The organism is Tumebacillus avium, from assembly GCF_002162355.1.
Taxonomy (GTDB): Bacteria; Bacillota; Bacilli; order Tumebacillales; family Tumebacillaceae; genus Tumebacillus_A; species Tumebacillus_A avium.
On the sequence record NZ_CP021434.1, the window covers coordinates 1921835 to 1940920 of the forward strand.

The 19086-nt window shown below is 56.4% G+C and carries 22 protein-coding genes; 7 read left to right on the plus strand and 15 right to left on the minus strand.

Annotated elements, in window-relative coordinates:
• The 4 genes from CBW65_RS09145 to CBW65_RS09155 all read left to right on the plus strand — a co-directional run bounded on the left by CBW65_RS09145 (nt 1) and on the right by CBW65_RS09155 (nt 3037).
• The gene (locus CBW65_RS09145; protein ID WP_087456560.1) at nt 1-1248 is read left to right on the plus strand and encodes an MFS transporter; all 1248 of its coding nucleotides are present in this window, start codon (nt 1-3) and stop codon (nt 1246-1248) included.
• 11 nt (nt 1249-1259) lie between these two features.
• The gene (locus CBW65_RS09150; RefSeq protein ID WP_087456561.1) at nt 1260-1862 is read left to right on the plus strand and encodes a hypothetical protein; all 603 of its coding nucleotides are present in this window, start codon (nt 1260-1262) and stop codon (nt 1860-1862) included.
• Nucleotides 1863-1905: 43 nt separating this feature from the next.
• Complete coding sequence (locus CBW65_RS24160; protein WP_157721851.1) at nt 1906-2076, plus strand: hypothetical protein; 171 nt, start codon at nt 1906-1908, stop codon at nt 2074-2076.
• A gap of 286 nt (nt 2077-2362) precedes the next feature.
• Nucleotides 2363-3037: a metallophosphoesterase gene (locus CBW65_RS09155; protein ID WP_269768020.1), complete on the plus strand. Its 675-nt coding sequence runs from the start codon at nt 2363-2365 to the stop codon at nt 3035-3037.
• Nucleotides 3038-3082: 45 nt separating this feature from the next.
• On the opposite strand, the gene CBW65_RS09160 is transcribed toward CBW65_RS09155, so the two are convergent.
• The 3 genes from CBW65_RS09160 to CBW65_RS09170 are packed head-to-tail and all read right to left on the minus strand — an operon-like array spanning nt 3083 to nt 5785.
• Nucleotides 3083-3610, minus strand: coding sequence for a DUF3231 family protein (locus CBW65_RS09160; protein ID WP_087456563.1), 528 nt, complete (start codon nt 3608-3610; stop codon nt 3083-3085).
• A 59-nt stretch (nt 3611-3669) separates the two neighbouring features.
• Complete coding sequence (locus CBW65_RS09165; protein ID WP_087456564.1) at nt 3670-4866, minus strand: MFS transporter; 1197 nt, start codon at nt 4864-4866, stop codon at nt 3670-3672.
• Nucleotides 4867-4888: 22 nt separating this feature from the next.
• On the minus strand, nt 4889-5785 hold the full coding sequence (locus CBW65_RS09170) for a LysR family transcriptional regulator (RefSeq protein ID WP_198299796.1): 897 nt from the start codon (nt 5783-5785) through the stop codon (nt 4889-4891).
• A 116-nt stretch (nt 5786-5901) separates the two neighbouring features.
• Between CBW65_RS09170 and CBW65_RS09175 the strand changes: the two genes are divergently transcribed.
• On the plus strand, nt 5902-6705 hold the full coding sequence (locus CBW65_RS09175) for a SagB/ThcOx family dehydrogenase (RefSeq protein WP_087456566.1): 804 nt from the start codon (nt 5902-5904) through the stop codon (nt 6703-6705).
• Between the two features lie 35 nt (nt 6706-6740).
• Here the strand turns inward: CBW65_RS09175 and CBW65_RS09180 are convergent, their stop codons facing one another.
• The 7 genes from CBW65_RS09180 to CBW65_RS09210 all read right to left on the minus strand — a co-directional run bounded on the left by CBW65_RS09180 (nt 6741) and on the right by CBW65_RS09210 (nt 15178).
• A complete protein-coding gene (locus tag CBW65_RS09180; protein WP_087456567.1) occupies nt 6741-7694 on the minus strand; it encodes an acetamidase/formamidase family protein in 954 nt (317 codons plus the stop codon).
• Between the two features lie 52 nt (nt 7695-7746).
• Complete coding sequence (gene lepB / locus CBW65_RS09185) at nt 7747-8457, minus strand: signal peptidase I (protein ID WP_087456568.1); 711 nt, start codon at nt 8455-8457, stop codon at nt 7747-7749.
• Nucleotides 8458-8481: 24 nt separating this feature from the next.
• Entirely contained in the window at nt 8482-9201 is a 720-nt protein-coding gene (gene lepB / locus CBW65_RS09190; protein ID WP_157721853.1) for a signal peptidase I, read from the minus strand.
• Nucleotide 9202: 1 nt separating this feature from the next.
• Nucleotides 9203-9706, minus strand: coding sequence for a sigma-70 family RNA polymerase sigma factor (locus tag CBW65_RS09195; RefSeq protein ID WP_232463471.1), 504 nt, complete (start codon nt 9704-9706; stop codon nt 9203-9205).
• Nucleotides 9707-9833: 127 nt separating this feature from the next.
• Nucleotides 9834-13010, minus strand: a complete 3177-nt coding sequence (locus tag CBW65_RS09200; RefSeq protein ID WP_087456570.1) for an efflux RND transporter permease subunit — start codon at nt 13008-13010, stop codon at nt 9834-9836.
• Nucleotides 13011-13086: 76 nt separating this feature from the next.
• The gene (locus tag CBW65_RS09205) at nt 13087-14451 is read right to left on the minus strand and encodes a sensor histidine kinase (protein WP_087456571.1); all 1365 of its coding nucleotides are present in this window, start codon (nt 14449-14451) and stop codon (nt 13087-13089) included.
• A gap of 52 nt (nt 14452-14503) precedes the next feature.
• Nucleotides 14504-15178, minus strand: coding sequence for a response regulator transcription factor (locus tag CBW65_RS09210; protein ID WP_087456572.1), 675 nt, complete (start codon nt 15176-15178; stop codon nt 14504-14506).
• 98 nt (nt 15179-15276) lie between these two features.
• Between CBW65_RS09210 and CBW65_RS09215 the strand changes: the two genes are divergently transcribed.
• Complete coding sequence (locus tag CBW65_RS09215) at nt 15277-15462, plus strand: hypothetical protein (RefSeq protein WP_087456573.1); 186 nt, start codon at nt 15277-15279, stop codon at nt 15460-15462.
• A gap of 44 nt (nt 15463-15506) precedes the next feature.
• Here the strand turns inward: CBW65_RS09215 and CBW65_RS09220 are convergent, their stop codons facing one another.
• From CBW65_RS09220 to sigY, 4 genes are read right to left on the minus strand one after another with little or no spacing between them, the layout of a single operon-like run.
• Entirely contained in the window at nt 15507-16445 is a 939-nt protein-coding gene (locus CBW65_RS09220) for an alpha/beta hydrolase family protein (protein ID WP_087456574.1), read from the minus strand.
• Between the two features lie 5 nt (nt 16446-16450).
• Entirely contained in the window at nt 16451-16645 is a 195-nt protein-coding gene (locus tag CBW65_RS09225; protein WP_087456575.1) for a sigmaY antisigma factor component, read from the minus strand.
• Nucleotides 16642-16959 (minus strand): YxlC family protein, encoded by a 318-nt coding sequence (locus tag CBW65_RS09230; protein ID WP_087456576.1) that lies wholly within the window; start codon nt 16957-16959, stop codon nt 16642-16644. The genes CBW65_RS09225 and CBW65_RS09230 overlap by 4 nt, the downstream gene beginning before the upstream one ends.
• Entirely contained in the window at nt 16946-17485 is a 540-nt protein-coding gene (gene sigY / locus CBW65_RS09235; RefSeq protein WP_087456577.1) for an RNA polymerase sigma factor SigY, read from the minus strand. The genes CBW65_RS09230 and sigY overlap by 14 nt, the downstream gene beginning before the upstream one ends.
• Nucleotides 17486-17615: 130 nt before the next feature.
• Between sigY and CBW65_RS09240 the strand changes: the two genes are divergently transcribed.
• The gene (locus CBW65_RS09240; RefSeq protein ID WP_087456578.1) at nt 17616-18296 is read left to right on the plus strand and encodes an AlkZ-related protein; all 681 of its coding nucleotides are present in this window, start codon (nt 17616-17618) and stop codon (nt 18294-18296) included.
• Between the two features lie 23 nt (nt 18297-18319).
• Here the strand turns inward: CBW65_RS09240 and CBW65_RS09245 are convergent, their stop codons facing one another.
• Nucleotides 18320-18964: a hypothetical protein gene (locus CBW65_RS09245; protein ID WP_087456579.1), complete on the minus strand. Its 645-nt coding sequence runs from the start codon at nt 18962-18964 to the stop codon at nt 18320-18322.
• Nucleotides 18965-19086: the final 122 nt, after the last annotated feature.

A 19086-nucleotide genomic window follows, 5' to 3' on the forward strand; every position in this document is an offset into this window, starting at 1 on the left:
GTGGCATCGAACATGTTTTCAGTATTGAAAATCCGTGATTTCCGGCTGCTTTGGCTGGGGTTGATGATTTCCAATCTCGGCACCTGGGCACAGCTGTATGCAGAACAGTGGTATGTGTTTTCCTTTAACAAATCGGCGACAGACGTGTCTTTGCTAATCTTCGTGCAAGCAGTTCCAAACATTCTGTTCATGCTGCTTGGCGGCATCCTCGCGGACCGTTTCAACAGACGCAACCTCTTGTTTTTCACACAAGGCATGCAAGCATTCTTGACGGTCGTGCTTGCACTGCTGATCACGTTTAACGTGATGGATCTTTATCTGTATTACTCGATCAACTTTTTGTACGGTTTGTTGATCGGGTTGGACATCCCGGCCCGTAGGTCGATCGTGCCGAATATTGTGCCGCCGGAGAAGTTATCCCAGGCCTTGTCGGTGTACAACGCCACATTCCAACTAGCACTGTTCGCCGGTCCGGTGATCGGCTCGACGCTGGTCGCGCTGTTTGGCTACAAAATGGTATTCTACCTGAACGCCCTGAGCTTCATAGCGATTCTTTACGCGGTTTGGCAAATGAAGATCCCGGAAAAAATCCAACTTGTCGGAGTCAAGCCGACACTGTTCTCCGAGTTGAAAAATGCGGGCGAAGCATTCCGTTTGCACAGGGTGCTGCTAACAATGGTCATCCTCAACTTCCTGTTTGTGTCGCTGGGACGGATCGACTACCTCTTCCCGTCAATTTCGAATGATCTGCTAAACATCGGGGTCGAAAATGCCGGCTGGCTGAATTCATCACTTGGCATCGGATTTGTGATCGGCTCACTGGTCTGCGGAACTTTTGACAAGTATTTCAAACAAAACGTTCTGGGGATGTTGATCTTCAAAGCAGTGGTCTTATGCGTGACTGCCTGGGTGGTTGCTTCCTCGTCGTACTTGTGGCTGGATTGCGTAACGATTGCGATTCGCGGCGCATTTCTGTCGATCGGCGGAATCGTGATCAGCAACGCCTTGCAGATGACAACGCCCGACCAGCACATGGGCAAAGTGATGGGCGTGCAAAGTGCCGTGGTCTCCGCAGCGCAAATGGCAACCTTCCCGGTGGGGCTGATGACCGATTGGTATGGAATCCAGTCGATCCTAAACGGGCTGGCAGTCGGCAGCCTGCTGATTCTCGGTTATGTGCTGCTCAATCGCAAACAGGTCGGCACAATGTCCACACCTAAACTCACAGGTGTCGGGATAAGCAAGTAAGGGGGAGCGACATGTTGAAGAATGTCATGCACTTAAGCATGGAGGAAGCCAAAACCAAGCTTGTTATGGAAGCGTTGCCGATGATGGCGAATGTCTATGATCTGATTGAACATAAAACTCTTGCCGAGGCACGCCAGCTTCTGACTGCGCAAATTGGGGATGACTGGGTGGAGAAAACATTGGCCATAGTTGGTCTGGAACGCCTGAAAGAGATTCGCCCGTCCTGGTATCAGACGTTTGTCGCTGGCGAGAACGGCTTGATCGGCAGGGATGAGATGTCCGAGTTGGTCGCCAAGTACATGACGCGGGAACACGCCTTGATGGAGATCGCTTTCTACTACGCGCTCAACCACACCGGCTTGTACACCTACTACCTGAACATTCCACTCGACTATGACGCCGTCGATTTCACTGTAACGACGGGTGAAGGTGAAGAGCGTCATGTGATGGACGTCGAGCAGGGCAGCATCCCCGGCTATGAGTGGTTTTCCAAAGACCGCGGCGATGTTACGGCGGGCGACTACTTTAAGATGATTGGCCATACACGGGAGATGTTCATCCGCTTGGGACGCGAGATTCGTCAAGCCCTTAAGGACGGAACACTGGAAGAATAATGCGTTAAATAGGCAGACTCTATTGAAAGGAGGTGAGAGAAGAATGAAGATCGAACAACTGAAAGACCTGGTACACGGCGCAATGGCGAAGTCCAACTGCACCACGACCACGTTCATGACGTATGGCGCTCGTTCCGGCGCTCTGGTTGCTACTGCTGCAGTTGCAGAACTGAACGCAGCGATGGCACTGGTGAAAGAAGAAGTCATGGCATAATGTCCATTTCGCAAAATGGCTCAAGGCAGATTTGCCTCGGGCCGATTTTGCATTTCTCATAGATTCGAACAGCTTGTGATGGGACTGTATATCCCTTGAAAGAGCGTTTCAAATGCGCTAGGCTTTTACCAAAGCTTAGCGTTTTTATTTTGAGGTGAGAGAATTGTATATTGCACTATGTATTGTGCTCCTGGTGCCTGCAGCCGTACTGTATCTCCTATTCCAAACCAAATACGTAGGAGTCACCACCCATACCTTGCCGAATCATAAGGGATCTTTTCGCATTGTGCAAGTGTCGGACATTCACGGCGCGACCCGGTTTTTAAACGGGAGGCTGAGCCGCTTGGTCAACCGTTTTAAGCCGGACATCATCTGTGTGACGGGAGATCTGGCCAACCATCGCGGTCAGTTGCCGCGCGTGATCGGGGAAATCGCAGAGTTTCGGGCTGGGCACGGGGTCTTTTTTGTGCCGGGGAACTACGAGCGGGAGGAGCAGACCGGTTTTTGGCAAAAGGGGCTGATCACGGGGCCGCCGACGTATCGGGATTACCTGAACGGGGAGATGACCGTGCTGGAAAATGAAGCCCGCACCGTCCAGGTCGGGGAGACGGATGTGTTCATCTACGGTTTTGACAACTCGATCTACGGCAACGAAGCGATCACGGCCGACTTGCCTGAGGACGCATTTGTGCTCTTGCTCGCCCACTCGCCGAACATCATTCGCTTCCTGGACAAGCATCAAATTCAAGGCGACTTGCTGCTCTGCGGACACACGCACAGCGGGCAGATTCGCCTGTTCGGGCGCACCATCGGCGCGTACAAGCATTTTCACATCGGCGTGAAACAAGTCGCTGACCACGCGTACTTTGCCATTACGCGGGGCTTGGGCATGGTCAAACTGCCGCTGCGCCTCAACTGCCGGCCGGAGATCGCCGTCTACGATCTCGTGCAAAAACCATAGAAAAAGCCATAGCAAAAGGGAAGCCCTCGGAGGCTTCCCTTTTGCTTATTTGTGGTACGGCGGCGGCGTTTTCAGCCAGCCGTTTTTGATCATCAACGGTTTGAAGGTGGCGGCGAAGGTGACTTTTTTCATGAAGATCTTCACGAACAGGTACGCAACATCCGCCCGCAGCGAGTTAGTCAAATAACGGGAGGCATAATCGATGCCCTGGTTCAGGTTGAACATGATCAGATTGGCCACCTGCGCATCGGTCGGGCGGGCGCCAAACGGCACGTCGACCGAGCCAAGCTGCGGGATCGACTCCGATTCCGGGGGCAGCTCCACGCCTTCTTTGAGCAGCAGTTCCTTGAGATCCTCGATGATCGTTCCGTGAATCTCAATCCGCAGCTCATGTAACTTTTCGCGCAACTCCGGATCGGACACCACATTCTCAAATACGCCTTCGCAGCGCATCGTTTCTTCGGAACCGGCCAAATACGCCCACATATGAAACGCTTCCCCCACATGCAGCGGCGGTTTCTCACCGTCGACCAACGGGGCAAAGCTGTCTTTTAACACCTCAAACAGGTTCATAACGGCCTCCTTGGAGCAAAAAGGTATTCTCTCCAAAAGAATGCCCGACTACACCAACTTTATACGGTGGCCGGACGCCGGATCACGATGCGCACCAGCACCAGCAGCACGGCCAGACCGATAAACGAATAGGTAAACCCGATCACATCGACCACCGCCCCGTACAGCGGGAAGATCAGCATGATGCCAAACGAGGTCAGGAGCGAGATCATCGAGAAAAAGGTCGCCCGCACCTGCGCGGTCAGCTTGGCCTGCACGAAATTGGAGAAGATCGGCTCCAGCCCCGTCGACAGCATCCCCATCGCATAGAGCAGAAAGACGGCCATCCAGCCTTTGATCACCGCAAAGACGAGCAAGAGCAGCAGAAAGCTGAAGTAAATCCCTTGAAACAGCTTGGAAAATTGAATCTTTTCTTCCACCCGGTGCGCCAGTTTCGCCGCCGCCGCGCTGAGCAACGCTTCGGCCATGAAAATAAACCCGATCTCGCCCGTCGAAAAGCCTTGCCGCTTGAAGTGCTCCTGCGCGTAGAAGATCACGACCGTCATGATCGTCACCACCGCGACAAACAGCACGACCGGCTTGCGCAGCGAGGGCTCTTTTTTCCAAACGGACAGCGTGTCGGCAAACTGCCCTTTCCACAGCTGCACCGTCGATTTTTTCCCCGTTTGCTCCGCCTGTTCCGCCGGGACTTCCCGAGCGGGCTCTTTCACGAACCAGACCAGCACCAGCGCGACCACTTGCGCCACGATGATCGAGGAGTAGACCAGCGTCCAGCTCGTCCCGGCCATCAAGCCGCCCGTCCACTGGGCGATGGAGAGCGAGAGCAGGAACAGCGCCGTCTCGTTGCCCATGATCTTGGTGTAGCTGCTCTCCTTACCGCCTGCCTGCAGCGTCTCATAGAGCAGCGCCTGCGACGCGCCCGACTTGAACGTTCCGGACAGCCCCATCAGGGCAAAGGCGAGCGTAAAAGTGAAGAAATTGCCGGAGATCATCATAAACAGGGCATAAAACAGCGAGATAAACGTGCCGATCAATAAGCTTTTGCGCCGTCCATACAGGTCGGCGACGATGCCGGTCGGGACTTCGAAAAAGAGAATCGCCAAATGCAACAGCGACTCCAGCAGCCCGACCTGCGCCATATTCATTCCGCGCTCGACTAAAAACAAGACCCATAGCGCGCGGTCAAAAAACAATCCGGTCGCAAACGTGTAGGCATAGATCAGCCAGACGTTGTTGCGGACCAATTTCGTATTCATTTGTCAGTTCCTCCACTCTTTTTTACACAGCGGCACAGGCCTCACAGTGCTTCTTCACATACGCCTGCGCATGGTTGACAAACTCGGCCGCCGCCGGCGACACCGTCTGCAGACAGCGCACCGCCAAGCCCAGCGTGCGCGTCACCTCCGGCGACAAGGGAAGCGCCGCCACATTGGGCAGGCTGGCCGGAATGCCCATCTCCGGCAGCACCGTCACGCCGAGGCCTTCCTGCACCATCGCGAGGATCGTCGACGTATCGCGCACCTCAAACTGCACGTTTGGCGTCAGGCCCCGACTGGCAAACCACTCGCGCACAGGCGCGTCACAGCTCCCTTTTGCCAGCAGGAACGGCTCGTCGGCCAACTGCTCGACCGCAATCGCCGTCTCGTGCTGCAAAGGGTGGCCGGGCGGCAGGTAGACATGGAAGCGCTCCTGCACCAGCGGCAGGCTGTGGATCATCAAGCCGTCGAGCGGCAGCGGAAGCAAGCCGACATCGACGACCGAGCCTTGCACCCACTCGATGATCTCCTCCCGGCTCCCTTCAAACAGGATCAGCTCGATCCCCGGAAAGCGGCTTTTGAACCCGCCGATGATGCCAGGCAGCAGCTTCGCCGCCATGCTGGGGATCGACCCGATGCGCAGCGACCCGATCTCCAGACCAAGCGAAGCGGACGCCTCCTGCTTCATCAGCATCGTCCGGCGCGAGATCTCCCGCACATGCAACAGCATCCGCTCACCGATCTGTGTCGGCGTGATTCCGCTGCGGCTGCGATTGAGCAGCGTCACCCCAAGCGCCGTTTCCAGCGCAGAGATCGTCTGCGAAACGGCCGACTGAGTCAGCCCGAGCTGCTCACCAGCTTTGGTAAAACTTTTTGTTTCAATCACTGTCATCAACACCTGAAATTGCAGCAGCGTCACAGCGTCCCCTCCTCTCATTAGAAAAACCTAATGTAATCTATCGTAAAGAGTAATTAGACTGATGGAAATGAAACTAGTTAAGCTTATTATAACAAGTCACAGAGAGGGGCAACACCATGATTACGAAAAAAACGCACTGGCAGGAGATCTGCGAACAATTTCTCGCCACAACCGGCTATGACTACGGCGATTTTGAACGAGACGAGCTGCTGAATCCCGACCCGGGCCAGAAGCCGCCGGCCTACTACAGCCATGGGGATGCGGTGGTGGTGATTCTGCTTGGTGAACCGGTATTTCCGCAGGAGAAGGGCAGCTATTGGGAGCTCTTGAAAAATCGCCGGACCAAGCGCAACTATACGGGGAAGTCGCTGACCTTAAACGAACTCAACCTGCTGCTTTGGGGCACGCAAGGCATCACCGCCGATCTCGGCGACTACCAAGCGCGCACCGCATCGTCGGCCGGGGCGTTGTATCCGATTGAAACGTATCTGCTGATCAACAACGTCGAAGGGTTGGAAAAAGGGCTGTATCATCTGAACGTGAAAGACTGGACGCTGGAAGGGGTAAAGCTGGGCGATTTTGGCGATTTTGCGGTCGAGGTCACCGACGGGCAGGAGCAGACGCGCCATGCGGCGGTCAACTTCGTCTGGACGGCGATGGTCGAACGCACCCGCTACAAATACAAGGAGCGCGCCTATCGCTACATCTTCTGGGATTCCGGCCACATCGCGCAAAACCTGCATCTCGCCTCGGCTGAACTCGGCCTTGGGGTCACCACGATCGGCCACTGGTACGATGTCCCGATGAACTCCTTCCTTGGCATCGACGGCAAAGAGCACCTCTCGATCCTGATGGCTTCGGTGGGCAAAGTGGCAGGCCAGGACTGGCTGGCCGATCGTCGGCCGCCGGTGCAAGCATAAACGAAAAAGACCTGCTCTCTGAGCAGGTCTTTGCTTTATCCTTTTATCGCTCCGTGCGGGAGGAAGGCGTGGACGCCTTTGACCCCGTTGACGATCTGGGTGATGCGCAGGTCGACGGTGAGCGAGGCGAGGGCGTATGCTTCGGTGCGCGAGATCCCGTACAGGCTGCCGATCAGGTCGAGCATGCCTTCAAGAGCCTGCCACATCGCTTCGTCGAGGTCTTCATGCAGACCCATCGTCAGCCAGCCTGTCGGGGTCTTAGCCCGGGGCATGGTCAGGCGGAGATCGTCGCGGACTGTGAGGGTCAGGTCGACCCGCTCCATCGGGCACTCCAGCGCCGGGCCGGAGACTTCGCCGTCCCCTTGCACGGCATGGCCGTCGCCGACCGAGAGCAAAGCCCCTTTTACAGGAATCGGCAGGTACAGGATGCTGCCGGCTGTCAGCTCCTTGCAGTCGAGATTGCCGCCGCAGAAGCGGGGCGGGAACGTGGAATGCGTGCCCGGCTCAGCCGGGGGCATTCCGAGGATGCCAAGGAACGGGCGGATCGCCACCTCATAGGGGAAATCGCCATGCAGGCTCCGGGCGGTCATCTTGTCCCGGTCGAGCGCCCAGTCCAGCAGCACTTCCGCTTCCTCGGCCACGCCCATCCGGCGGTTCCAGTAGCTGTTGAATCCGCCGGCGGAAGACCAGCCCCATGCGCCCGGCACGATCTCGTTGATTTTGATCTCCAAGGTCATCCCCGGCTCCGCACCCTGCACGTAAATCGGGCCGGTCAGCGCATGGTTGCCTCCGTCGCGCTCGCGGTCAAACTCGGCAAACTTGCGCCGGGTCGCCCCTTTATAGGCGCGGGGCTCGATGCCCCAGGCGGAGTCGAGCGTGGCGAGCCGCACCGTGTCGCCGGAGTCGATCGTCAGCGCTGGGGGACGGTCTTTGTCAAACGGACCATGCAGGGAGTGCCGGTCCGGGAGCAGTTGATGAATCATCGGCATGAAAAAGCGCACCTCCAAATCTTGGATGTACGCTCAGTCTACCTGAAGTTTGCTAGTTTTTGTAGCCTAAAACTTTGCCGTACAAGTCCTTTTCATCGAGCGGGCCAAACGCTGTGCTGTCGATGCCGCGAAACCAGTCGTCAGCTACGACAAACACCTGATGGGAAGCGAGCCGGACGGCGGGGTATTTCTGGTCGCTTTTCTTTGGCGGCCCCGGAGAGAAATTGCCTTGTGCGGCATAGGTGTCAAAGTCGGCGCCGCGGCGATGGTAGGCGCCGTAGAAGGTGTCGAGTTTGGCACCGTTGATGTAGATCTGCGCGTCTTTGACCTCCACCGTTTCGCCGGGCAGCGCAACGACGCGGGCCAAATCTTTATAGCGGGGGTCGCGGGACAAGTAGGGATTCAGCTTCAGCCCTTCTTCCGGAGTGGTAAAGGCGACAACATCGCCGCGCGTAAGGGTCTTGGCGGTGGTGAAGTCCTGATCGACCACCAACGGATGTTGCATATATTCGTAGTCGCCGCGATCCATCGCGTCGTGTCCGTATTCGTAGAGCACCATCGAGTCGTCCAGCTCTTTCACCACCGGCACCGCCGTCTTGGTATCCGGGTCGGTGACCGGCGGCTTGCTCGGGTCGATGGCGATCACGGATGCCTGATCCGGAGCAGGCGCACGCTCCGGGAGAAAGACGATGAGCAGCGCTGCGGCGGCGAGGAGGAGCAAGCCTCCGCCCAGCCACATGCCCCCTTTTTTCATATTTATCATGTCAATCGATCCTCTCTTCTAAGTTTAGATGCGGTATCCGATCACTTTGCCGATAATGTCCGTTTCGCTGAGCGGGCCGTAGTGCCGGCTGTCCATCGCGCTGATGGACCAGGTATCGCCGATTACAAAGACGTGCCCGTCAGGAACTTTTACCGGCGCCAGGTAGAGGTCGTCTGGTTCCGGAGTTTCATTTGGATCATGGAAGGAACCGTAAAACGTATCGAGCTTCTTGCCGTCGATATAGAACTGGGCATCGCGAATCTCTACGGTCTCACCGGGCAGTCCGATCACACGATGCACAGCTTTGTAGTGATTCGGCTCGGTGTACTCGGGGTATTTTTCAAACGCCTTGCGCGGGGTGGAATACAAGATAAGATCGCCGCGCTGCAAACTGGCTGCCGTTTGGTACGTTTCGTCGAAGATCGCTTCGCGGTTCCCGACCGGATAGGCCGGCAGATTGCTCTCAGTCTGAGCCATGTCGGGAAGATGTACTGCCGTAATCGGGTCGGTGATCGTCTCCGGGGCGTTCAGCGCCTGCCACAGCGTCGGGGTCTGCCAGAGAGCAAACGCAATCGCTGCCACCGCAACACCGCCGCAAAGCCATGCGCCGACCCGGCGCGGAGACTTGCGGGCGCCGGAAGCGGCTTGCGTGTGGATCTTCTGCCGAAGCTCATCGGTGAACCCGGCCTGACTATGCTCCACAGGCGGCTTCGACAGGGCTTCTTTCCAATCGAACTCCGTCATTTTACGCATCCCCTTTCATCAGTTCATACGCTTTTTTGCGGGCCCGATGGAGCCGCGTTTTCACGGTCGCTTCCAGCAGGTCGAGCACAACGGCGATCTCGGCGTTGGTCATGTTGTAGTGCGCGTGCAAAATCAGCACTTCGCGGTACTTCACCGGCAGTTTCAGCACGGCCGCCCACGCGTCATCGGTGACGAGGTTGCCCAAGGCTTCCTGCTCCGCCGACGGGTGCTGGCCGCGTTCGATGAACAGATCGACCAAAGTCACTTTGCGTAAATAATACGATCGGCGGCAGTCATATGCTTTGTTTCGCGTGATGCGGAGCAGCCACGTCCGCAGCGACGCATCTCCGCGAAACGTATCGAGTTTCTGATAAATGCTGAGAAAAACATCCTGGGTCACATCGTCCGCAAGGTCGACGCGCCGGGTCAAGGTATAGGCGAGGTTCCAGACGTCCTGTCCGTACTGCGCCATGATGTCATCAAATAAAAGCGGGTCTGCGTTCATCCTTACGATCACTCCTCTCACCAAGAACTGACGATCCAACCGGGGAAAAAGAGTCAAAGTCGCAAAAAAGCCCCTTTGGAGCATCCTCCAAAAGGGGCTTTTTTGCAAGTCAGTACTTCGTCAGATCTTAAAACTTCTCGCGCGGTTTGCGCTTTTTCGAGACCATGCTGTACAGCACAGGGACGAACAGCAGGGTCAGGAAGGTGGAGGTGGTCAAGCCGCCGATGACCGTCAAGGCGAGGCCTTTGGAGATTAGGCCCGCTTCTTCTTGCGACAGGCTGAGCGGCAGCAGTGCGAAAATCGTAGCCAGCGCCGTCATCACGATCGGACGCAGGCGCGTTTTCGCCGCTTCGACGACCGCTTCGGTCAGCTCCATGCCGTTGTCGCGGTTTTTCTCGACGCGGTCGAGCAGGACGACGGCGTTGGTGACGACGATCCCGATCAGCATGAGCAGACCGATCATGCCGCTCATCGAAAGCGGTTCGCCGGTGATGAGCAGAGCGCCCAGCGCCCCGATCGGCACGAACAAGAGCGAGGAGAGGATGACCAGCGGTGTTTTCAGACCGCCGAAGGTGACGCTCAAGATCAGGAAGACGAGGAAGACGGCCGCCACCATCGCCATCCCGAGATCGGTAAAGCCTTCGGTGATCATTTCCATCCCGCCGCCCGTCTCATACGTGACGCCGCTCGGCAAGGTCATCATGTCGAGGTCGGCCAGCACGTCTTGGGTGACTTTTGCCGTGTCGGTGCCTTTGATCGTCGCCGAGAGATCGGCGTACGGTCTGCCGTCTTTGTGCGGGATCGAGACCGGCGTTTCTTCAATGGCGATGTTGGCGATGTCGCCGAGGTTGACCACTCCGGTCGCGGTCGGGAGTTTGACGGCGGCGAGCTGTTCCTTGGTGGTGATCGCTTTGTCGTATTTCAAAGTGAGGTTCCACGCGTTGCCGCCCAGTTCATAGGTGCCGACATCGACCGGGCGCAGCTGTTCGGAGACAGCGCCCATCAGGACATAGCCGCTAACGCCGGCATCTTCGCCTTTTTGGTTCAAGGTGACGACCCATTTCGGGCGCTGTTCGTTCATGTTGTTGGTCACGTCTTTGAGGTTTTCGTTTTGCTTCAGGGCATCTTCAACTTGCGTGGCCGCTTTGCCAAGCGCGGTCAGATCTTCGCCAAACAGCTGGATCGTGACGTTGTTGCCGGCCGGCGGGCCTTGAGACTGCGTTTCCTGCACGGTGACTTCCGAGTCTTGTTCCAGCTTCTGCACGATGGCGGTCAGGTCTTTTTGCGTGGCGGCCATCGTGGTTTCCAGCGAAGCGTCCTCTTGGAGGTGGATCGTGAACTTCGCTTCGTTCGGCGTTGCGCCGATGTTGTTGAAATCAAGCGCGGTGCCTGATGTGATCGTCATCTGGCTGTATTCGACGCCTTTGAGCGATTCCAGATATGTTTCCACTTCTTTGGACACTTCGTCGGTGCGCTCCAACGATGTGCCGTTCGGGAGTTTCATCGTGGCGGTGAACTGCTTGCCTTCCCCTTGCGGCAGGAAGGACACGCCGATCACCGGGATCAGCGAAAGCGACCCGATCAGCAGCACGATGGTTAGGCCCACGGCGATGCCTTTTCTGCGCAGGGAAGCGCGGAGCAGCTTTTCAAAGCCTTGGGTGATCTTGCCTTCTTTGTGCGAGAGCTTGATCTTTTTGAAGAACGAGCTGCCGAGCACCGGGATCAAGACCAGCGACACGAGCAGGGACAAGAGAATCGAGGTGACGACAGCGACGGCAAACGGGCGGAAGAACTCGCCGATGATGCCGGAGACCAGAGCCAGCGGAGCAAAGACGACGACGGTGGCAAACGTCGAGGACGCAACCGCGCCGGTGACTTCTTTGGCCGCCTGGTAGGCGAGCGCTTTGCCGCTCAGCTCTTCGCCTTTTTCCTGACGCCAGCGGTAGATGTTTTCGATGACGACGATCGAGTCGTCGACGATGCGCCCGACGGCGACGGCGAGACCGCCGAGGGTCATGATGTTCAGGGTATAGCCAAACTGGTTGAGCACAAAGATCGTGCCGAGGATCGACAGCGGCAGGGACAAAATCGAGATCAAGGTCGCCCGCACGCTGCGCAGGAACAGCAGGATCACGATGACGGTGAACAGTGCGCCAAGCAGACCTTCACGGATCAGCGCGGAGACCGATTTCTCCACTTCTGCGCCTTGGTCAAAGATCACGTGGTAGGTGAGGTCAGCGTTTTCTTGTTGCCATTTGTTCAACACGTCTTTCACTTCGGTGACCACTTCGGCCGTGTTGGCGTCTTGCGTCTTCAGCACTTCGATCGTCATCGACGGCTGGCCGTTGTAGCGGGTGATCTCCGCCTGGGTGGTGACTTCGGAGATCGTCGCGACGTCTTGGAGCAGCACCGGCTTCATGGCAGCCGGAACTGCTTGTGCAGTCGGAGCGGAAGCGTTGCCTGCAGACGGCATTTGTCCGTTCATCTGCGTGCCGTCCGGCATCATGTGCGACATGCCGCCGGAAGGAGCCGCTTGAGCGGCGGGAGCAGACGGGCCAGGCGCAGCGGTCTGGCCAGAGGTGAGCTGCAGTTTTTTCAGCTCATCGACCGTGTCGAGATCGCCGGTCAGACGCACCGGGATCGAGTTGCCTTCGTTTTCCACGTTGCCAAGCGGGAGCGAATACTCTTTGGCTTGGATCGCTTCTTTGATCTTGGAGAGCGACAGGCCGCTCGCTTGCGCTTTGGCCTGATCGACCACGACTTGCAGGTCGGTGCTCTGGGTCCCTTTCAGCGAAGCAGAGGCGACGCCATCGACCCCTTCCAGCTCCGGCATCACGCTTTTTTCGAAGAGGCCTTGCAGTTCGGCCGCATTTTCGCCGGACACGGCGACTTGGTAGACCGGCATCGAGTTGCCCGTCATGCGGATGACGTTGACTTCCGCGCGCTCCGGCATGTCGATCTTGGCGACCGCCTCTTCGACTTTGCCGGTCATTTCCTCCATATCGGTGCCAAACGGGTACATGATCATAATGATCGACGCGTTTTCACTGGAGTTGGAGGTGATGTTGTCATAGCCTTTGAGATTCAACAGCGTTTTTTCCAGCGGGGTGGTGATTTCCGCTTCCACATCGGACGCCGCTTCGCCCGGATAGATTCCTTGGATCATCAGGGCCGGGAAGGAAACGTCAGGGAACGTTTCGATTTTGATCTGATTGGTGGAGAACAGACCGCCGACCAGCACCAGCACACAGAGGATGATGACGGCGACCGTATGTTTCAAACTGAGTTTGGTAAGTCCGCTCATAAAAAAATGCTTACCCCTTTCTTTTGCTTTTCTGAGGTAAGCATAGTGTTCCAATATGAACTGAATATGAACAAAACTACATTTTGGGCAAGGTTGCCAAAAAAGTGGTTCCGCTGCCCGGCGTGCTTTCTACGGTGATCGTGCCGCCGTGGATCGAGATGATTTTTTTGACGATCGCCAGTCCCAGCCCGTTGCCGCCCAGCGAGCGGTCGCGGGACTTGTCGACTTTGTAAAAGCGTTCGAAGATCTTCGGCAGTTCCTCGGCGGCGATGCCGATGCCGGTGTCTTGGAAAGAGACGGTGACCGTGTCGGCGTGCAAGGTCGCAGTGATGGAGATCGACCCGCCGTGCGGCGTGTATTTGACTGCGTTGGCGAGCAGGTTGGTCCAGACTTGGCTGAGCTGGTCGGGGTCGGCCAAGATGGCGACGGCGGGCAGGTTGAGCTCAATGTCGAGGTCTTTGGCCGACCACTGCGGTTCGGCGGCGATCACCGTTTGGCGGATGCCTTCATCTAATGCGTACGGCTTGGGGTGATACGGGTAGTGCTCCGCTTCCAGCGAGGCGAGGCGGAGCAGATTTTCACTGAGCCGGGAGATGCGTTCGCTTTCGTCGTGGATGATCTGCAGGTAGCGCAGGCGGTCGGCGTCGGTCAGCTCGTTGTCCTGCAGGGCTTTCGAGAAGCCTTTGATCGAGGTCAGCGGCGACTGGATCTCATGCGAGACATTGGAAACAAAGTCTTGGCGCATCTGTTCCAACTGCTGCAGCTCTTGGGCCATGTGGTTGAAGCTGTCGGCGAGCGTGCCTAGTTCATCCTGGCGCTTGTAGGAGATGCGCACGTCAAAATCGCCTTTGGCCAACTTTTTCGTCGCGGCTGTCATCTGCACGAGCGGCCGGACGAGAAAGCGCGAGGAGATCAGGATCAGCAGGGAGCCGGTGCCGAGAATGATCGACAGCACGATCAAGAGAAACGAGTGTCCGGTCATCTCCTCTTGTCCGGGAGCGGGCAGCAAAAAGAGGGCGTAGCGCTTCCCGTCCGCTTCGAACGGCAGGCCGACGGCGATGTGGCGGAAGTTGACACGGCCGTCCAGCGAACTGCGGTAGACGCCGCCGTGCAGAACTTTTTGCACGACGTTTTGCTCGATCTGCGGACTTTGATCCCCGTTGTTGGGCACAAAGACTTTTTGGCTGCCGTCTTCGCTGTAGACGAGGAAGGTGTAGAAATTCAGGTCGGCCAGATTGTGAAAATAAGTGTCGAGGTCAGGCTCGCGCTGGTTTTCATAAAGGCGGATCACCTGCTGGCCGATGCGGGTCATGTCGGACTGCATCATTTCGAAGGCCTGCGTTTTGAACAGTTGGACCGAGATGAAAAACGAGACAATCAGGCTGAGCAGCACAACGCCGATGAAGGTCAGCACAATGCGAAGATAGAGGCTTTTGATCATGACATGACCTCCGGGCGGAGCGTCAGCACGATGCGCGAGGAAAGCGATTTGATCATGAGGTGACCTCCAAGCGGTAGCCGAGCCCGCGCACGGTGGCGATTTTGAAGTCTGACGTCACCGGCTGCAAGCGTTCGCGCAGCCGCTTGATGTGCACGTCGACGGTGCGGTCGTCACCTTCATAGTCGAGGCCCCAGATGTCTTCGATCAGCTGCGCGCGGGTGAAAATCTGTCCGGGGTAGCCGGCGAGCTTGTAGAGCAGCTCAAATTCCTTCGGCGCGAGCGACAGGCGCTGGTCGGCGGTGACCACTTCAAACGTCAGGCGGTCGATCTGCACCTCGCCGAAACGAATCGTCTGCGAGGCGTTGATCCGGTAGCGTTTGAGCAGGGCTTTGACGCGCATGACCAGCTCCAGCGGGTCAAACGGCTTGACGAGATAATCGTCGGTGCCAAGCTGAAAACCTTTGATTTTCTGCTCCGACTCGCCTTTGGCGGTGACCATGAGGATCGGCAGGTCGAATTCCTTTTTGACGGTGCGGCAAAATTCATACCCGTCCATCTGCGGCATCATGATATCAAGCACAATCAAATCGGGGAGCTCCTGCTCCACCAAGGCTAACGCTTCCACGCCGTTTTGCGCTTCAAGGGTGTGGAAGCCTTCTTTATGCAAGTAGTGTTTAATCAGTTCGCGAATATGCGGATCATCGTCGGTGATGAGAATTTTGATCACGGAGTTCCCACCTTTCAGAGGCACTGATTACCATTTTATACGAAAACAGGGGCGGAAACAGATTACTTTGGTAAAATGAGCTTGGAGGTGTCAGAATCGTGGAAAATTTGATAGGTTTTCTATTAAGTGCGATTGCATTGGCGCTGGGCGGGATGTTGGTCATGATGTCTGCACTCGTAAAAAAACACGACTCCCGCTATGGAAAAATCGGCGACATGATCGGATGGTTTGTTGTTGGGGTTGCCGTTCTCATTGGGATTCTTATCTTTGTACAAATATCCTAAGCAAAAGGATCTCCGTTTGGCGGAGATCCTTTTTGTTTCTGCACTTATTGTTCCTGTGCTTGGAGCCAGTTCGAGACGAGGCTGGTCAGCTCGGGGTCGATCGGGAGCTTGACCGCTTTGCCGTAGTCGCCTTTCAGGCCGAGTATGGTCGGAACGTTGTCGACTTTGCGCAGGATGTGGATGAGGTCGGGGATGACGTGCCACTCGGACGGGCCGGTGACGAGCGATGCGATTTGTTCGGCGTGGTCGGGCGGGACTTGGATGTCTTTGGCGCCGGTGATGACCAGCGTCGGGCAGGTCACATTTGGCAGAGAGGCGCTGACATCGTAGTTGTAGTGCTCGCGGAACCACTTGGCGTTAACTTTGATCCCTTTCAGGCGGATCGTGTCGGTGGTCGAATTCATCATCTTGCTGAAGGACTTGGCGCTGTCTTTGCGCGCTTTCTTCGCGACGCCGAGCAAACGGATCAGGAAGCCTTTGAAGCCGGTCATTTTGCCGAGCTCGTCAAAGACCATCTCGTTCTGGCGGTCGACGGTGAGCTTCAGCGACTCAGCGACACCGGAGAGCAGGATCATGCCTTTGAACGGTTCGCGCTCAAACACCTGCGGGGCGAGGATCGCGCCTTCGCTGTGGCCAAGCACGTAGATGCGCTCGGGGTCGATGCGGGGCTGGTTTTTCAAAAATTGCACCGCTGCCACCGCATCGTCGACAAGGTCGTACATGCCGGTCTCAACGAAACTGCCGCCGCTTGTGCCGACGCCTCTTTTGTCATAGCGCAGCGTGGCGAATCCGAGGCGGGCAAAGTGTTCGGCGAACTGCTTAAACGCGTTGATCGGCATGCCTTTGGCGTCCGAGTTGCGGTCGATCGGACCGGAGCCGTGGATGAACAGCACGGCGGGGAATTTGTGGTCTCCGTCATGGGGCAGGGTGAGGGTCCCTCCGAGGGAGAAAGCGCTTTGAATGATCACGTCTTGTGCAGGCATGAAGGTCACGTCCTTTTGCGGAAGATTTTACGGGCAAACAGCAGATAGAAAATCGTCGGAAACGGGCATTGGATCAGCCCCCAGATGCCCCAGAACCAGCGGTTGTGCCCGTGTTTGCGGGCGCTGAGAAACAGCCAGGTGCTTTGGAGCAGCATGATCGGCAGGATCGTGGCGAGCGCGAGCAGTTCTTGATGTGTCACTCGGTGTCCACCTGCTTTCGGGCGTTCGTGCGCAGGAGCCAGACGACAGGACCGAGGACAGCCAAGACTTGCAGGATCAGGAACAGGCTCTGATTTTGCGTAAACACGGCAACGGTGACGGTGAGCACGACCGCTGCGACCAGCCAAAAGAGCAGCAGATCTTGAACCAGGCGGCGGCGCAGCTTTTTCTGCTCGGCGGCGATGCGGGCATGGAACCATTGCAGGTCCGGCGTGTAGACCGGATGCAGGCGGTCGAGGTGGTCGAGCCCTGCTTTCATCTCGTCGAGGGTGGATTGCTCGTCATGAGAGGTCATCGTGGGACAACTCCTTTCGCAGGCTTTTCAAGCCGTTGTGGATGCGGGATTTGACAGTTCCGGGAGCGAGCTGCATGATGTCGGCGATCTCGTCGTAGGAGTAGCCGTAGTAGTGTTTTAAAATGATCGGCAGGCGCACATCTTCGGACAGTCCGCCCAGCGCATCGAGCACGTGCGGCCAGTCATCTTGGAGCTGCGAGGTCTGCCAGCGCATTTTGCGGAGCGACTGTTCTTGCTCCTGCCAGCTCCGTTCGCGCTTTTTCTTGCGCAGGTCGTCGATGTACAGGTTGGTGGCGATGGTGATCAGCCACGAGGAGAACTTGGATTTGCCGTTGTAGAGATGAATCTTCTCGATGCATTTGATCATCGTCTCCTGCGTGACGTCTTCGGCGAGTGTGGGGTTGAGCGTCACTTTGAGCAGATATTTCATCAGGAAGGAATAGTGCTGCTGCATCAGCATCGACAAAGCAACCGTGTCGCCTTTTACAGCCAGCTTGATCAGTTCCTGTTCTTCTCTCACTTCCATAATCGGGTGCCTCCGGCGTTGATTTCGATGATAGTACGAATGAGTTCGGCAAAACGTTCATAGGTTTCAAAACTTTTTTCTAAGGCTTACAATAGGGGAAAGATCTGGAATTGGGAAGGGTGTCGAGCAGATGACAGTTAAGATGGTGGGAACGTTTGCGGAAGCGGCGGAAGTAATTAAGGAAATGGGAGTGCTGCCCTTGTCGAGTTTTATTCCGGGGCATCTGTCTTTGGAGGCGATCACGGCAAAAGAGAGCTGGCATACCGGCTTGGAGACCGACCCGTGGCTGTGGCGCGATCGTTTTGCGGGAGAAGGCGTGGCGGCATACGGGCGGTTTTTTGCGAAAAAGCCAGTGCTGATCGACGCCGGGCTGTTTCCGTTGTTCCAAAAAGCGTTTGGCGCGGCGCGTTCTGCCCAGCAGCGTTATCAGGACGGCCTGGTGTCACCGGCGGTGCCGAAGATCTGGCAGGCGATCCACGACCAGCCGGGCATCGACGTGAAAGCCTTGAAAAAGCAGGTTGGCATGGCGGACAAGGAGTCCAAGGCCGACTTTGACAAAGCGCTGATCGAGCTGCAGGCGTCATTTGACGTCGTGATCGCCGGCATCTCCGAGCAGCTCAACGAATTCGGCAACAAAAGCGGCTGGAACAGCACCTGCTACCTCCTCGCCAACCGTTGGCTCAAACTGCACGGCCTCCAGCCCTCGGAGCTGTCTGCAGAAGAGGCGCAAGAGGTGTTGTTTCAGGTGCTGGACGGCCGCTTGTCGGCCGATGCAATGAAGTATCTGCGCAAGGTGTTTAAGGTGAAATAAAAAACGAATGGGGCAGGAGTGCCTCATTCGTTTTCATGAATCGCTGTTTTAAAGTCCTTGACCGTGTTCACCGTCGCTGCTGCAATGATCCAGCGGGTGAGCCGATCGGGGTCTTTTTCTTTTATTACACGGGAAAGGATGTCTTCGTCGGCCAGTTTTTTGGCGTTGAGAATCTTGAGCAGAGCATCGATCTTGCCTTCGACTTTGCCTTCAATCTTGCCCTCGATCTTGCCGCGCTTTCTGCTTTCTAGTAAAGCATCGACATTAAGAACCGAATCCAGCATGTGCTGCACCTCCTGTGGGAACGAGTTGTTATATACATAAAATTTCTCGTAGAGATGTTCCATGAGATTGTGCGTGACGGTCGTCATTTTGTTCAGATCGTCTTCTTTGATTTTCTCAGCGCCATAGATCGATAGCAGATGTTCCTGGCTGGACTGAATGATGCGTTTGACTTGTGAAAACTCTTCATTGTACAGAACAAGCTGCTTCGGATAGCGCAGAAAGACTTTTTTATCTTTCGTCTGCGCAGATTCGCGTGCGATGTGAAAGCCATACTCGAACATGCGGATGATCATCGACGCCGGATTTGCGATTTGAAACTCGATGTGGAACTGTTTCGAAACCTGACCTTGCTCCGCCGAAAGCACCCAATCGGCAAAAATCACGCTGAGGTCGGCCGCTTGGAAAGGCTGAACAGTTTTTTCAGCGACTCGTCTGCCCGTACTTTAGTAGTCATCGGCAGTACCCGCCCATTGGAAGTATAGACACGGAGTAACTTTATTATAGC

Bases quoted from the DNA above. Each gene is read 5' to 3' on its own strand.
- lepB (WP_087456568.1), bottom strand. From the start codon at position 8,457: ATGATAAATATGAAAAAAGGGGGCATGTGGCTGGGCGGAGGCTTGCTC.
- CBW65_RS24160 (WP_157721851.1), top strand. From the start codon at position 1,906: ATGAAGATCGAACAACTGAAAGACCTGGTACACGGCGCAATGGCGAAG.
- CBW65_RS09160 (WP_087456563.1), bottom strand. From the start codon at position 3,610: ATGAACCTGTTTGAGGTGTTAAAAGACAGCTTTGCCCCGTTGGTCGAC.
- CBW65_RS09200 (WP_087456570.1), bottom strand. From the start codon at position 13,010: ATGAGCGGACTTACCAAACTCAGTTTGAAACATACGGTCGCCGTCATC.
- sigY (WP_087456577.1), bottom strand. From the start codon at position 17,485: ATGGAAGTGAGAGAAGAACAGGAACTGATCAAGCTGGCTGTAAAAGGC.
- CBW65_RS09180 (WP_087456567.1), bottom strand. From the start codon at position 7,694: ATGCCGATGATTCATCAACTGCTCCCGGACCGGCACTCCCTGCATGGT.
- CBW65_RS09230 (WP_087456576.1), bottom strand. From the start codon at position 16,959: ATGACCTCTCATGACGAGCAATCCACCCTCGACGAGATGAAAGCAGGG.
- CBW65_RS09150 (WP_087456561.1), top strand. From the start codon at position 1,260: ATGTTGAAGAATGTCATGCACTTAAGCATGGAGGAAGCCAAAACCAAG.
- CBW65_RS09195 (WP_232463471.1), bottom strand. From the start codon at position 9,706: ATGAACGCAGACCCGCTTTTATTTGATGACATCATGGCGCAGTACGGA.
- CBW65_RS09220 (WP_087456574.1), bottom strand. From the start codon at position 16,445: ATGCCTGCACAAGACGTGATCATTCAAAGCGCTTTCTCCCTCGGAGGG.
- CBW65_RS09205 (WP_087456571.1), bottom strand. From the start codon at position 14,451: ATGATCAAAAGCCTCTATCTTCGCATTGTGCTGACCTTCATCGGCGTT.
- CBW65_RS09175 (WP_087456566.1), top strand. From the start codon at position 5,902: ATGATTACGAAAAAAACGCACTGGCAGGAGATCTGCGAACAATTTCTC.
- lepB (WP_157721853.1), bottom strand. From the start codon at position 9,201: ATGACGGAGTTCGATTGGAAAGAAGCCCTGTCGAAGCCGCCTGTGGAG.
- CBW65_RS09165 (WP_087456564.1), bottom strand. From the start codon at position 4,866: ATGAATACGAAATTGGTCCGCAACAACGTCTGGCTGATCTATGCCTAC.
- CBW65_RS09240 (WP_087456578.1), top strand. From the start codon at position 17,616: ATGACAGTTAAGATGGTGGGAACGTTTGCGGAAGCGGCGGAAGTAATT.